This window comes from Synechocystis sp. PCC 7339, assembly GCF_019924095.1.
GTDB lineage: Bacteria > Cyanobacteriota > Cyanobacteriia > Cyanobacteriales > Microcystaceae > Synechocystis.
On sequence record NZ_CP063659.1, the window covers coordinates 894,552 to 908,046 of the forward strand.

12 protein-coding genes are annotated in these 13,495 nt (G+C 50.0%); 4 read left to right on the forward strand and 8 right to left on the reverse strand.

Annotated features, from left to right (window positions below; translation table 11 throughout):
• The first annotated feature begins 10 nt into the window (after positions 1–10).
• From IQE94_RS04175 to IQE94_RS04185, 3 genes are all read left to right on the forward strand, one after another.
• Positions 11–1,087 (forward strand): RuBisCO accumulation factor 1, encoded by a 1,077-nt coding sequence (locus tag IQE94_RS04175; RefSeq protein ID WP_223342766.1) that lies wholly within the window; start codon positions 11–13, stop codon positions 1,085–1,087.
• A gap of 82 nt (positions 1,088–1,169) precedes the next feature.
• Positions 1,170–2,432, forward strand: a complete 1,263-nt coding sequence (locus tag IQE94_RS04180) for a VWA domain-containing protein (RefSeq protein ID WP_212716341.1) — start codon at positions 1,170–1,172, stop codon at positions 2,430–2,432.
• Between the two features lie 31 nt (positions 2,433–2,463).
• Positions 2,464–5,232, forward strand: a complete 2,769-nt coding sequence (locus IQE94_RS04185) for a CHAT domain-containing protein (protein WP_223342767.1) — start codon at positions 2,464–2,466, stop codon at positions 5,230–5,232.
• Positions 5,233–5,405: 173 nt separating this feature from the next.
• Here IQE94_RS04185 and IQE94_RS04190 read toward each other — a convergent pair whose 3' ends face one another.
• From IQE94_RS04190 to ndhC, 7 genes are all read right to left on the reverse strand, one after another.
• On the reverse strand, positions 5,406–7,037 hold the full coding sequence (locus IQE94_RS04190; protein WP_223342768.1) for an MFS transporter: 1,632 nt from the start codon (positions 7,035–7,037) through the stop codon (positions 5,406–5,408).
• A gap of 30 nt (positions 7,038–7,067) precedes the next feature.
• Complete coding sequence (locus IQE94_RS04195) at positions 7,068–7,208, reverse strand: hypothetical protein (RefSeq protein ID WP_020862346.1); 141 nt, start codon at positions 7,206–7,208, stop codon at positions 7,068–7,070.
• A gap of 140 nt (positions 7,209–7,348) precedes the next feature.
• Positions 7,349–8,146, reverse strand: coding sequence for a DUF2232 domain-containing protein (locus tag IQE94_RS04200; protein ID WP_212716347.1), 798 nt, complete (start codon positions 8,144–8,146; stop codon positions 7,349–7,351).
• A gap of 129 nt (positions 8,147–8,275) precedes the next feature.
• Complete coding sequence (locus IQE94_RS04205; RefSeq protein WP_212716349.1) at positions 8,276–8,974, reverse strand: Crp/Fnr family transcriptional regulator; 699 nt, start codon at positions 8,972–8,974, stop codon at positions 8,276–8,278.
• Between the two features lie 328 nt (positions 8,975–9,302).
• Complete coding sequence (locus tag IQE94_RS04210; RefSeq protein WP_194013691.1) at positions 9,303–9,842, reverse strand: NAD(P)H-quinone oxidoreductase subunit J; 540 nt, start codon at positions 9,840–9,842, stop codon at positions 9,303–9,305.
• Positions 9,835–10,581 (reverse strand): photosynthetic/respiratory NAD(P)H-quinone oxidoreductase subunit K, encoded by a 747-nt coding sequence (gene ndhK / locus IQE94_RS04215; protein WP_223342769.1) that lies wholly within the window; start codon positions 10,579–10,581, stop codon positions 9,835–9,837. The genes IQE94_RS04210 and ndhK overlap by 8 nt, the downstream gene beginning before the upstream one ends.
• A gap of 71 nt (positions 10,582–10,652) precedes the next feature.
• Positions 10,653–11,015 carry a photosynthetic/respiratory NAD(P)H-quinone oxidoreductase subunit C gene (gene ndhC / locus IQE94_RS04220; RefSeq protein WP_190596439.1) on the reverse strand — a complete coding sequence of 121 codons (363 nt, stop codon included), beginning with the start codon at positions 11,013–11,015 and terminating at the stop codon, positions 10,653–10,655.
• Between the two features lie 284 nt (positions 11,016–11,299).
• Between ndhC and thrC the strand changes: the two genes are divergently transcribed.
• Positions 11,300–12,448, forward strand: a complete 1,149-nt coding sequence (gene thrC / locus IQE94_RS04225; protein ID WP_212716353.1) for a threonine synthase — start codon at positions 11,300–11,302, stop codon at positions 12,446–12,448.
• Positions 12,449–12,480: 32 nt separating this feature from the next.
• Here the strand turns inward: thrC and tilS are convergent, their stop codons facing one another.
• Positions 12,481–13,467 (reverse strand): tRNA lysidine(34) synthetase TilS, encoded by a 987-nt coding sequence (gene tilS / locus IQE94_RS04230; RefSeq protein WP_223342770.1) that lies wholly within the window; start codon positions 13,465–13,467, stop codon positions 12,481–12,483.
• Between the last annotated feature and the right edge of the window lie 28 nt (positions 13,468–13,495).

Below are 13,495 nucleotides of genomic sequence, written 5' to 3' on the forward strand. Positions count from 1 at the left end.
TTAGCCAACGATGACCCATTCCCCTGAATCCAATCCGACTTTGAGCTCTGCCGAAGCCGCTGAACTGATCCGTTCCCTATTGCATAAAGAGGGCACCTGGGTGGATTGGGGCAAAAAATGTCAGCAATTGCAGAAGTCTGGTTACGGTGCTGAAGAAATTTTTGAGCAGTCCGGCTTCCAAAAAGTGCAGCAAAATTTGGTCATTGTGGCCAGCCAAGTCTATGAAAGTCTGGTTAAGCAGGGCATCGATGAACCAGTCTTGGCCTATTTTCGTGGCCCCAAAAGCGATGTGCTCTACGAGCTCCGCATCCTTAACCATCAACAACGGGCGATCGCCGCAGTGGAGGCCCAACAGAAAAACTTGGCCGCCGATGAAGCAAAGGAATTGGCCAAAGCATTTCAGGAATTTGGTTACCTGTCCCAACTGCCGGAAGGTTTTACTGACCATCCCGGGGACGCATTGGCCTATCAGTGTTGGAAATTGGCCCGGCAAAAAAAGAACTTACCAGAAAGAACCCGTTTAATTGTTAAAGGATTGAAATTTGCCCATTCCCCCAGCGCCCGGCAGGCGATCGAAAAATTACTGACCGATTTAACCGCCCAGCCCAGCCGTAAAGCGCCCCTGGTGCCCGTGTTTCGCCTAGAAGAAGACCAGGAAGCAGCCCGACTCATTCCAGTGGCTGGCACTTTTCCCCTCCAGCCCCAGGCGGTGCAGGCAGTACAATCCCTAGAGCAAGTGGAACCCTTTGGTTTAGTTAATTACCAAGGCAATGGGGCGGTGGTGCCGGTGCCCCAGTGGCAAGCAATTTTAACAGCGGTGGATCCGGTGGCGATTTTCTGCCAAGCGGGGGAGGTGTCAGAATCCTTGGCCCGTAAGGACGAACAGGTTTTAGTGGTGGTGGATCGCAGCCAAACAAGCTGGAATGATGGCAGTTATTTTCTGTTCAGCCAGGGGGAAACGCTGGCAATTCAATGGTGTGAAACGGAGCCGGAAAGGGAAATTTTAGCCAAAGTGGTGTTGGTGCTACGGCCGAAGAAAATTTTTGATGCCAATAACCTGCGGGAACCCTGGCAAATGGATGATTAGCTTGACAGTTTACCGATCAGGAGAACATCCCAGGGGCAAAAATCTTGCAGTAAGCTAAAGGAAAAAGTTTGAGTTGCTCCCCATGCGTATCGATCTTTCCTTGCTGTTAAGTGACCAAAATTTAGATGCTGGGGCTCCCACCAGTCAGCGGCAGTTGCGGGTAGCAGTGGCGGCCAAAGCGGACGAGGCCGATCGCCGTTTACCGTTAAATCTCTGTTTAGTCTTAGACCACAGTGGTTCCATGGATGGTCAGCCCCTGGAAACGGTAAAAAGTGCGGCCCTGGGATTAATCGATCGCCTGGGGGAAGAGGATCGTCTTGCGGTCATTGCCTTCGACCACCGGGCCAAAATTGTCATTGAAAATCAGCAGGTACGCAACGGAGCGGCGATCGCCAAGGGCATTGAAAGGTTGAAAGCGGAAGGGGGCACTGCCATTGATGAAGGGCTGAAACTAGGCATTCAGGAAGCGGCTAAAGGTAAGGAAGACCGGGTTTCCCACATTTTTTTGCTCACCGATGGGGAAAATGAACACGGGGACAATGACCGTTGTTTGAAACTGGGCACTGTTGCGTCGGACTATCACCTCACTGTGCACACCCTTGGTTTTGGGGATCACTGGAATCAGGACGTGTTGGAGGCGATCGCCTCCTCGGCCCAGGGCAGTTTGAGCTATATCGAAAATCCCAACGAAGCGCTACATACTTTTCGGCAACTGTTTCAACGCATGAGCAGTGTGGGACTAACCAATGCCCACCTCTTGCTGGAATTAACCCCCCAAGCCCATCTGGCCAATGTTAAACCCGTGGCCCAAGTGTCACCGGAAACGATGGATTTAGCCGTGCAAAGCCAAGGACAAAACTGTGAGGTTCGTTTAGGGGATTTGATGACCGACCAGGAAAGAATTTTACTGATTAACCTTTACCTAGACCAATTACCACCAGGGCCACACGTTATCGGGCAGGTGAAAATTCGTTACGATGACCCCGCTTCCGGCCAAACTAATTTGCTTTCCGACCCATTGCCCTTGACCATTCAGGTGCAAAGCCAGTATCAACCAAGCACCGACGCCCAGGTACAGGAATCGATTCTCACCTTGGCTAAATATCGTCAGACCCAAATCGCTGAAACTAAGCTCAAAGCCGGCGATCGCCAAGGGGCCGCCACCATGCTCCAAACCGCCGCCAAAACTGCTCTGCAAATGGGGGATAAAAACGGGGCCACCGTCCTGCAAACCAATGCCACTAGGCTACAATCCGGGGAAGATTTGTCCGAAGGCGATCGGAAAAAGACCCGCATGGTCAGCAAAACCACCCTCCAGGCACCATCGTCCCCACCGTCGGAATAACAGTCTCCTCTGGGGCAATTACACTGGGGCTATGGGAAGCAAAACCTCTAGGTTCTGGCAAAGGTTGATCGCCATTGGTCTGCTGTGGAGCGGCCTATGGATGGGCCCCACGGCCAGTCAAACCATGCCCAACAGCGATGCCCGCACTCTATACAAAGCTGGTGTAGAACAATTCAACCAAGAACAACTTCCCGCCGCCATCGAATTGTGGCAGAAGGCCCTGGCAATATTTGAACAAAATGGCGATCGCCGGGGCATGGGAGACTGTCTCTATGAATTAGGCTTTGCTTACTATTGGTTGGGGGAATATGACCAAGCGATCAGCAATTACCAAAAAAGCTTACTGATCGCCGAAGAATTTGCCGATGTACAAAGACAGGGAACGCTATGGGGCTACCTTGCGGATGCCTATTTCTATGCTCCTGCCTACGCTGGACGCCAGGACTTGATTATCTCTGCGGCGGAAAAAAGTTTAACCCTGGCCGAAGCGAGCGGGGACTACCTGCGGCAGTGGTTTAGCCATCACCGTTTAGGGGAAGTACACAATGGTCTGGGAAATTATGCCCAAGCTCTGCACCATTACCAACTGGCTTTGGCAGTGGCAGAAATTCTTCAAGATCCCTCACTACAACGGTTAGCCCTTGCCAGTGTGGGTTTAATCCATATTCGCCAAGAAAATTACCGGCCAGCATTGGAAATTTGGCAAAGGGAATATGGTCTGCGCCAGCAGTTAGGGGAAACGGAAGGGGCCGCCGAAAGTCTGCAACTTTTGGGTTTTGCGGCCTACTGGCTCAATGATTATGGCCAAGCCATTCATTACTATCAAAAAAGTCTGGAATTAGCCCGGGCCACTGAACAACGGAAAACGGAGCAGTTATCCCTGGCTGGGCTGGGGGATGCCTATTATTACGTGGGGGACTATGCCCAAGCTCAACAATTTCACCGGGATAGTTTGACCATTGCCGAGGAACTGGAAGATTGGGAAGTAATGGCAACCCTCTACAACGCTTTGGGCACCGATTATTACACCTTGGAACAACCGCAAGAGGCGATCGCCTATTACGAAAAATCCTTAGATTTAGCCCAAAAGTTACAATCCCGGGGCAATACCTTTGCCAATGCTCTATCGGGGTTGGGGCAGATTTACCTTACCCAAAATCAACCTTCCCAAGCCCTGGACTATTTTCACCAAAGCCTAGAAGTTTATCGGGCCATGGGTAATCGTTATAACGAAGGGGCCGCCCTCAGTAACATTGGCCATGTTTACCTCCAACAAAAACGCTATGACCAGGCGATCGCCAACTTCCAACGACGTTTAGCCATTTCGGAGGAGATTGAAGAAATCCATGGCCAAGCCCAAGCTTTGGGGGAAATTGGTCTGACGTTAATATTGCAGAAGAAATATGCCGAGGCAGAAGCACCATTGAGGACAAGTTTGGCCCTATCGGAATCGATCCGGGACAAGTTGAAGGAAGATCAACTCAAAGTTTCCTTTTTTGATACCCAAGCCTCTGTCTATCGCCTATTGCAATTAGTACTGATTAAGCAAAACCGAGTCGAACGGGCCCTGGAAATTGCGGAACGAGGCCGGGCTCGGGCCTTTGCGGAATTATTAGCCCAGCAACTAGACCCCCAGGATCGGCGGATTAACCTAGAATCCCCTGACTTAGAAACCATACGGGCCACGGTTCAGCGGGAACAGACCACGGTGGTACAGTATTCCCTGATTGATGAAGTTAATCAACTTTATATTTGGGTCATCCAACCAGACGGCAAAATTCAATTTCGCCAGACAGATCTAGGGGGTCTAGAGCCATTGCCCCAAGTAAATATCGGCCAAACTGTCACCTTGGCCCAAAGGGCGATCGCCGGTCAACGACCCCAAGCACTATTAGCTAATCCAACCCCCCATAATCCCCTCTGGCAATTGGAGCAAATTTTGATCGAACCCATTGCGGAGCTTCTTCCCCAAGATCCCAACCAAGCGGTCATTTTTATTCCCCAAGGCCCTCTCTTTTCCGTGCCCTTTCCCGCCTTAACCAATGACAGAGGCGAAGCTTTAATAGACCGTCATATTCCCCGCACTATGCCTTCATTGCAGGTTTTGGCCCTCACCCAACAGTTGGAAACAAAAGTTCCTGGTCAAGGTGATTCTCCGAACAGTAAAGGGCGCAACTCTGACCTCATTGTCGGTAACCCCATCCTGGCGGATAGTCTGCAACAATCCCCCTATGGCCTGGGCAACCTCCCCCACGCAGAAGCGGAAGCAGTGGCGATCGGGCAACTATTGCAAACTAAACCCTGGCTGGGTAAAGAAGCTACCCTAACTGCGATTATGCCCCAGGTGCCCGAAGCTAGGGTCATCCACCTTGCCACCCATGGATTGCTGGACAATTTTCGCCAGGGAGGTCTGCCAGGGGCGATCGCCTTAACACCGGAGGGAGAAAATAACGGCTTATGGACCGCCAATGACATTGTGCAACTCGACATACAGGCAAAATTAGTAGTGTTGAGCGCCTGTGACACGGGACGGGGAAAAATTACCGGGGATGGGGTGTTAGGGCTATCCCGGGCTTGGTTAACGGCAGGAGCTAAAAGTGTACTGGTTTCCCTCTGGTCCGTGCCCGACGAACCCACAGCTCTGTTGATGACCAATTTTTACCAAAACCTAGCCAAGGGAGAAAACAGTGCCACCGCCCTTAGGGACGCCATGGTGACAGTCCGGCAAAAATATCCCAGACCAGTCAATTGGGCCGGCTTTACGGTAATGGGAGTCAGCGAAACCTTGTTCGTACCATAACCATAGGTTTTTCTTTGATTAACTTGACCAACTTTCCCGGAGGAATTGCCCCACTGTCGTGTAATATCACGGCCAGCAAAATATGGCCATTTTGGCCAAAAATGGGCACCTGCGACAAACTTTTTGGTGGCTTATGCTTCAAGACCATATGGCAAATGACCATGGAGACTGGGTTAGAGTGTCTTTTGATGGCGAGCTTGTAATTGTTGACGAATGTCGCTGTGGACAGCCCTGGTAATGGGATAAAAGATAGCTAACACCAGTCCCCCCAGTAGAAAGAAAGCTGGCAAGGGGGCGACAGCAAAACGAATGGCCCAGAGAGCACTATCAGGTTGGATGGGAATGGGTTCCCCGGGAATACGGGCAATGAAACCGGACGCTTCTAGAGTTAGCCCCACTAAAAATAGGCCAAGGGCTAAACCAACTTTCTGCAGTAGCACCATAAAAGCGTAGAAAACTCCCTCCCGCCGTTTGCCAGTGTTTAATTCGTCCAAATCCACCACATCTGGAATCATGGACCAGGGAATGAGGTAGGCAACAGATACCCCCACCCCAGCAAAAATAGCTAGGGTGTACAGTAAAGCGACCTGTCCCGGTTGCACTAACCAGAGACCCACTTCTGCTCCCATCCACACCATGGAGCCGAGGAAGTAAATAACTTTTTTATCTAAAAACTGGGCCAGGGCCTGCCAGATAAATAGCATCACCAGGGCTGTACCCTGGACGGCCAGGGCGATCGTGCCGGATTGTTGCTCGCTTAAGCCCATCCAACTGACAACAAAATAAACCAGAATTGATGCGGTGAGTTGTACTGCCAACCAGGAACAGAGATAAATACCAATGACGAATAGAAAAGCCCGGTTACTGAAAGCAATTTTGAGTTGTTTCAGCAGGGGTAAACTTTCTGTAGCTTCAGGGTTAGGGGAATTTTCAATCTTTTGTAGATGTTCTTCTACGGCGCTGTCCCGCAGGGTAAAACCAAATCCCCCCCAGATTAGTCCCAGTAGAATCAGAAAAAAGCTGATATAGTCAAAGCCGCTTCCCCCCAGTAAGTTAAGGCTTCTGGCGATCGCCAAGGCAATTAAAGTCATGCCAGCAGTCATTAATAGGGGCGCTAAACGCCGACGCAGGCCCGGGGAAAGAATGGGGTCTTTGCCCTTTTCTTGCAGTCTTAAAGCACTCCAAAGTAAAGCAGAGAGGGAAAGCACGGAAACCATCACCCCCAACTGGGCAAATTGCGCCTGGGGGCGATCAGGTAAACCAGCGGCGATGAGAATGTAAAGAATTAGAGAGAGAATACTGCCACCAATGGAAAAGAAAAACCGAAAACTATTTAATCTGGTGCGCTCGTTATAGTTTTGGGTCAATTCCGGTGTTAGGGCAGTGTAAGGCAAATTAACCGTGGTGTAACACAGATTAAATGCCATGGCGATCGCCACGTAGTAGGCAAACAAACCCCATTGATTAGTCAGGCGATCGTCGCTGAAATCTGGAATTAACCACTGGGCAGAATTCAATAGGGCAAAGGGAATCATCCCCGCCAACATCCAAGGTAAACGTCGCCCCCAACGACTGCGGGTACGGTCACTCAACAAGCCAATAATTGGGTCATTGATGGCATCAAAAATTTTGCCAATCATCAGCACACTACCCGCCAGGGCCGCCGGCACTCCCGCCACATCCGTGAGGAAAAACAGCAGGTAAAACACCAAAATGTTGGCCGTAATGGCTGGGCCAAAATCCCCTGCTCCGTAGGCCAGCTTGGTGGTGAAGTGAAGTTTTTCGGCGGAAAGGGATTGGGTCATTAAATTTTGCTGTGGTGGACGGGATGGCCCTTAGCCCACGGCATAGGCTACCCTTAGGGCCCAGATAATTAGGGCGCCAATGCCCCCAAGAATCAACATTGCCGAAACAGCGACGAGGAAGGGCTTATCGGCCCCATCGAACTTCATGATGCCACGGTTCAGGTCTGACATAAAAACCGACTCTCCAAAAGACTACACTGCAAAGGTTAGGCGGACTTCCATGGTCTTAGTTTACTGTCTTGTCTGGGGCTTAACCTGTTCCCACGGACACTTTTTGTGAATGTTTTGTGGATGTTTAAAATCATTGTGGGCTAATAATCATAATCCAAAATCACCTTTAACCATTGGGGCGGGCGGGGAATGGGATTACCCAGACGATCCAAAATTAAGAGAGCGGTTAAATGCACTGCCACCATATAAATCAGACTGTTGAGGAAAACCATCGCCACCGCTAAGATTTGTACCAACAACACGTCTGGTTGGGCCAAAATATTGAACTGCAAAAATAGCCAATCAACTAGGTTGGTGATCTGTCCCATGACGTACTGCCAAAGATTTTCCCCCAGCAAAAAGGAAAATAGCCAAAAGCGGAAGAAGAAGCCGAAGGTGCCAATGAGTGCGCCGGTAAAAATGGAAAAGCCCCAGGATGCATTCCTCACCCAGCAGAATCCCAACTGCAAACTCATCAGCCCATAGGGAATGACAAAGACCACACTCCGGGTGGGGCCCATCAACACCGAAAGCAATAATCCCGCCGCAATCATGCCCTTAATGGCCGCCGGCGATCGCCAACGCAGATAAACTAATGCCAGGGGGAGGGGAAACAGAATCCGTAACAGGGGGCCAATGGGAAAATAATAATTAATCAGCCAAATAATGCTGACCATGCTGGCCAGAAAAGCACTTTCCACCATGGCAAGGGTTGCCGGCGATTTCAACACTGGCTGTTGGCGGCTCAGGGGTAATTCTTGGGGGGTAGTTACCGCCTCCATCTCCCTGTCCCCCGCATCAACCCAGTTATCTTTGTCTACGGTTTCCGCCACTTCTCCGGAGTCATTCACAACCTTGTTAATCTCAGTATTTGGCGATCGATCAGCAGGAAAAGCCATGGAAAAAGTTTTTCAGTATAACTTTGGGCCCACTCAATACGGGGTTTTACAGCAACAAGCCCAACCCACCCAGTGTGACATAATCTGTTTCGACGATCAGTAATGTCACCGGAGCTAAATTTCCTCTGCTCAAGAAATTAGATCCTCCAAATCATTGAGATTGGCGACACTAATAAAATCCTGCTCTCGATGGATTAAGCCGCGTTTTTCCAGCTTGGTTAGGCAACGGGTCACCGTTTCCCTTGCTAACCCACTAATACTACTCAATTCTCGGTGAGGTAAATTGGGAATAATTACCCCTTTGTCCGTATCCCTCCCTCGACCTTCCGCCAAAAATAGAAGGGTATCCGCCACCCTGGTTAAACTTTCCGCCTCCCTCAGCCGCAAACGACGGTTAAGTTGCCGCAAACGACGGGCAATAATCTGAGCTAAACGAATGCCCGCCATGGGTTCTGTTTTGAGAAAATTGTAAAACTCCAATGCCGGCACACTGCATACTTCCGCCGGGGTGAGGGTAATGACATCAGTGGAACGGGGCGCTTCTTCGATCGCCGCCATTTCCCCCACAATCTCTCCCCGGCCGACAATGTTGAGGGTTACCTCCCTACCATCCACATTATGGGTACGGATTTTAACCCAGCCATCCATGATGAAATATACCGAGCCGCCCCAGTCATGCTCGAGGAGAATAACTTGGTTTGCCGGGTGACTGCGAATGGAAACATGGACAATGGCTTGTTGCAATATTTCCTGCCCAAATCCTTCAAAAAAGGGGACTTCCTGCCTTAAACGTTCAGTAAACTCCGAATCCTGGGGACTATTGCCCATAAACATTTTTTCCTAATATTGATGACCTTCAACCAGTCGGCTCCGTCCTTCAATTCTGCCAAACAATGGTTGAAATCACCGCATCTCCTGGTTTCAAAATACACAGAACCGATAACAGCATCAAGTTGACCAGAGGCAAACACAAAAAATTGGCTGGCGATCGCCGAGGTAGTTTCAGATCAATGCAAAAATCCCCCTAGGTTTGTAGCCAATGGCTAGAGGGAGTAAAGATAACAACAAATTATTTTTTTGTTACTTTCGTGACGCACCCACGCTGAATCAAAGATTACAGCTTGGGCTTCCCGTCGGGAGAGCTAAATGGGATTGCTTAATAAGCATCCTGGAGTTCGTAAAAGTCGGGGGAAATATAATCCTTGCGTAGGGGCCAGCCTACCCAATCCTCCGGCATTAAAATCCGTTTTAAATTGGGGTGACCTTCATAGACAATGCCGAACATGTCGTAGCATTCCCGTTCTTGCCAGTCCGCCGCCTTCCAAATCCAGTACACAGAAGGCACGACGGGATTTTCCCTGGGTAAAAATACTTTCAGCCGTACCTCTTCCGGGTTACGGGTATCTTCAGCCAACTTCACCAGATGGTAAAAACTCACCAAGGATTTACCCGGCCCTTCATCGTAGGCTCCCTGGCACTGCAAATAGTTAAACCCATAGGCATACAAAGCCGTACAAAGGGGCAGAAGCAAATCCGCTTCCACTTGCACCATTTCCACCCCCAGGTGATCCGCCGTTAAGCTCTGGTGCTCAAAACCATTGGTGGTCAACCAGGTGGATACAGGCCCCACTGGGGCGATCGCCGTCTCCTCTTGGGGATTAACAGCTTCATTGGGGGAGTTCACTTCCTCAGCCACGGTTTAATTGCTCCTTTTGTTGAGAGGTGGTCAAAGCGGGGGGCACAGGCATTCCCATGGCCTCCTGCAACTCCCGGGGGGGAGCGGAACGGGTACCCTGTTGTAAATACTTGCCGTCCAAAATCGGTGCCACCATCTTCATTTGGTGGGAAGTGCTGTAGTAACGATGGGTTTGCTGGGTGATGGCCCGTTCTTGGATAGATTCATTGGCCACCTTTTTACGCAGTTTAATAATCGCATCAAAAATGGCCTCTGGGCGGGGAGGGCAGCCGGGAATATATACATCTACGGGAATTAGCTTATCTACCCCCCGCACCGCTGTGGTGGAATCACTGCTAAACATGCCGCCGGTAATGGTGCAGGCCCCCATGGCAATGACGTATTTTGGTTCTGGCATCTCTTCATAGAGACGCACCAGGGCGGGGGCCATTTTCATGGTGATGGTCCCGGCAGTAATGATCAAGTCCGCTTGCCGGGGGCTAGAACGGGGCACCAAACCAAAGCGATCAAAATCGAAGCGGGAACCGATCAGGGCCGCAAATTCAATGAAGCAACAGGCAGTGCCATACAACAAAGGCCAGAGACTAGAGAGTTTGGCCCAATTATAGAGATCATCCACCGTGGTCAAAATGACATTTTCCGAGAGGTCTTGGGTGACCTGACTACGGCTAGCAGGGTTAAGAATCTTGGCCGTGGCGACCCGTTCCAGGTCAGTGAGGTTAGCAGGGTTGGGACTCATAGGAAATGGGAGAAGACAATAGGGCGGTCAGGCGAGGCAAGGACGATGGATTGGTGGCAACTACTAAACTTTTAGGACCACTCCAGAGCCCCTTTGCGCCAAGCGTAGACCAGGGCAACCACCAAAATGGCAATGAAGATCAATGCTTCTACAAAGGCTAACAGGCCCAATTGATTAAAAGCAACGGCCCAGGGATAAAGAAACACCGTCTCCACATCGAAGACCACAAACACCAGGGCGAACATGTAGTAGCGGATGTTGAATTGAATCCAGGCTCCCCCAATGGGTTCCATGCCGGATTCGTAGGTGGTTTGCCGCTCCGGGCCACCACTCCTGGGTCGAAGGAGTTTGGATGCAGTTAGGGCCAACACTGGCACCAGGGAACAAATAAAGAGAAAGCCAAGAAAATATTCGTAACCGGTTAAAACAAACACAGGGCCAATGGTCTCCTCACGGCTAATGGTGGTCAGGGGGGTGTTCCAGCGGTGTTGCACCAGAAAGGGTTATACCTGGGTCAAGCTTACCGGACTTGTGGGCGATCGCCTGGGGGCATTTTGCCAATTTTCCTGATTATAGGATCCCAACCAGGACAGACCAAGGCCTGGACTATACGTTTAATCTATGTTTATTAATCGTTTGGGCAATAATCCAATTCTGAGGTGATCGATATTTCAGTGCCCGCTGTTTTGTAGAATGGAACCTTGGGCCATTGCCCCCCATGATTTTTTGTCATTCTTTCACTATGCCTCCATCCGCCCCAAATTCGACAGTGTTGCCCAGTGCTACCCCCGCCTGTCCCCAGAGTTCGGCCTGTCGTTGGCGTGGATTGATTGAAACCTATCGTCCCTATTTGCCGGTGTCCGACCAAACTCCGGTGGTGACCCTGTTGGAGGGCAATACTCCTCTCATTCCTGCCCCGGCGATCGCCAAACGCATTGGCAAGGACGTGCGGGTATTTGTCAAGTACGACGGTCTGAACCCCACTGGCAGTTTCAAAGACCGGGGCATGACCATGGCCATTTCCAAGGCCAAAGAAGCAGGGGCCAAAGCAGTAATTTGTGCTAGCACGGGCAACACCTCAGCGGCGGCGGCGGCCTATGCCAGAAGGGCTGGGTTGCGGGCTTTTGTAATTATTCCCGATGGCTATGTTGCCCTAGGAAAACTAGGTCAGGCTTTAATTTACGGGGCGGAAGTAATTGCCATTGACGGCAATTTTGATGATGCTTTGACTACAGTACGTAAATTGTCGGAACATTACCCCGTTACCCTGGTGAATTCCGTTAATCCCTACCGCTTGGAGGGTCAAAAAACTGCCGCTTTTGAAATTGTCGATGTCCTCGGCCAAGCCCCCGATTGGCTTTGTATCCCCGTGGGCAATGCGGGTAACATCACTGCTTACTGGATGGGTTTCTGTCAATACAAAGAATTGGGCAAAGGCGATCGCCTCCCCCGTATGATGGGCTTCCAAGCCGCCCGTTCCGCCCCCTTTATTGAAGGTCACCCTATCAGTCACCCTGAAACCCTGGCCACCGCCATTCGCATTGGCAATCCTGCTAACTGGGAAAAAGCCTGGGCCGCCTCCAAAGCCAGTAATGGGGAATTTCACCCCGTCACCGACGCCGAAATCTTAGAAGCCTATCGCATCCTAGCCGCTGAAGAAGGGGTCTTTTGTGAACCCGCCAGTGCTGCTTCCGTGGCCGGTTTGTTGAAACGGAAAGATGAAGTCCCCGCCGGAGCCACGGTGGTTTGTGTGCTCACTGGCAACGGTTTGAAAGATCCAGATTGTGCGGTCAATAACAGCGGCAATGAAGTTAAGGCTGGGTTAAAACCAGATTTAGATGTGGTTGCTAAGGCCATGGGCTTTTGAAAGACAGACTCTAGGGTGGATTAATCAATTAATCAATAGTTTAGATACCTTAAAAAATCCCCTTCCACCCTCACTATTCCTTGCTTTGGTAGAGAGGAAGTTTGGGAACGGTTAGGGGCATTAATTAAATTCACAATCTGTTCGATCTGCTCAAAATTCACTGCACTAGATTGACAAGATTGTAAAAACTGGCGAATAATGCGCCGTTGCAAAGCTAACGGTTGTTGACTGAGCAGACGACGGTCTAGGCTTTTTTGATCCGATTGGACAAGGGTTTGATAAATTTCTTCACTAATTTGTTCTAAATAAGTTACTTCTGCTGTTAATAATTCCACAGTTTGGGCTAAGTTTTTTTCCACTTGGTGATTGAAGTTTTTTTGCAAGTAAGGAATCAATTCTTGCCGAATACGATTACGACTATAGGTTAATTTGTTATTAAGCATATCTTCCCACACTGGTAACTTTTGTTCCTGGCAAAAATCCCCCGTTTCTTGACGACTAATTTCCAAGAGAGGTCGAATTAACTTAATCTTTGGGTTATCTGTTTTACACACATCTAAATTCCTAACCCAATCTAGAGACTGCAAACCGTCACTGCCACTACCCCGCACTAGATTAAAAAGTAGTGTTTCTGCCCGATCGCTCTGGGTATGCCCCGTCATTACCACTGGAAAATTTTCTGCTTTGGCGATCGCCGTTAGGGCCTGGTAACGCCAATGGCGGGCCGCCGCTTCCGTTTGGGGTAAATCTTGGGCATCCCGTTGGAAATAGGTTAATTTATAACCTTGGGCTAGGCGCTTTACGTGATCCGCAATACCTTCATCGGTGGGCCAATGGTGGTCACAGTGGGCTACAGCCAAATGCCACTGCCATTGCTTGGTTAAATCGTTAAGGATATGCAGTAAACAGAGTGAGTCTTGTCCCCCCGATACAGCTACGAGGATGCGACTTGCTTTTAATTCGGAAAATCGCTTTTGCAAGCATTGATGGAGCCGACTATGCAGTAATGTCCAAACCATCTATTTTGTCTTTTATTTCAACTTTTCC

Excerpts from the sequence above, each read along its gene's own strand:
- tilS (WP_223342770.1), bottom strand. The coding sequence starts at position 13,467 with ATGGTTTGGACATTACTGCATAGTCGGCTCCATCAATGCTTGCAAAAG.
- thrC (WP_212716353.1), top strand. The coding sequence starts at position 11,300 with ATGATTTTTTGTCATTCTTTCACTATGCCTCCATCCGCCCCAAATTCG.
- IQE94_RS04175 (WP_223342766.1), top strand. The coding sequence starts at position 11 with ATGACCCATTCCCCTGAATCCAATCCGACTTTGAGCTCTGCCGAAGCC.
- IQE94_RS04205 (WP_212716349.1), bottom strand. The coding sequence starts at position 8,974 with ATGGGCAATAGTCCCCAGGATTCGGAGTTTACTGAACGTTTAAGGCAG.
- ndhK (WP_223342769.1), bottom strand. The coding sequence starts at position 10,581 with ATGAGTCCCAACCCTGCTAACCTCACTGACCTGGAACGGGTCGCCACG.
- IQE94_RS04190 (WP_223342768.1), bottom strand. The coding sequence starts at position 7,037 with ATGACCCAATCCCTTTCCGCCGAAAAACTTCACTTCACCACCAAGCTG.
- IQE94_RS04195 (WP_020862346.1), bottom strand. The coding sequence starts at position 7,208 with ATGTCAGACCTGAACCGTGGCATCATGAAGTTCGATGGGGCCGATAAG.
- IQE94_RS04200 (WP_212716347.1), bottom strand. The coding sequence starts at position 8,146 with ATGGCTTTTCCTGCTGATCGATCGCCAAATACTGAGATTAACAAGGTT.
- IQE94_RS04180 (WP_212716341.1), top strand. The coding sequence starts at position 1,170 with ATGCGTATCGATCTTTCCTTGCTGTTAAGTGACCAAAATTTAGATGCT.
- IQE94_RS04185 (WP_223342767.1), top strand. The coding sequence starts at position 2,464 with ATGGGAAGCAAAACCTCTAGGTTCTGGCAAAGGTTGATCGCCATTGGT.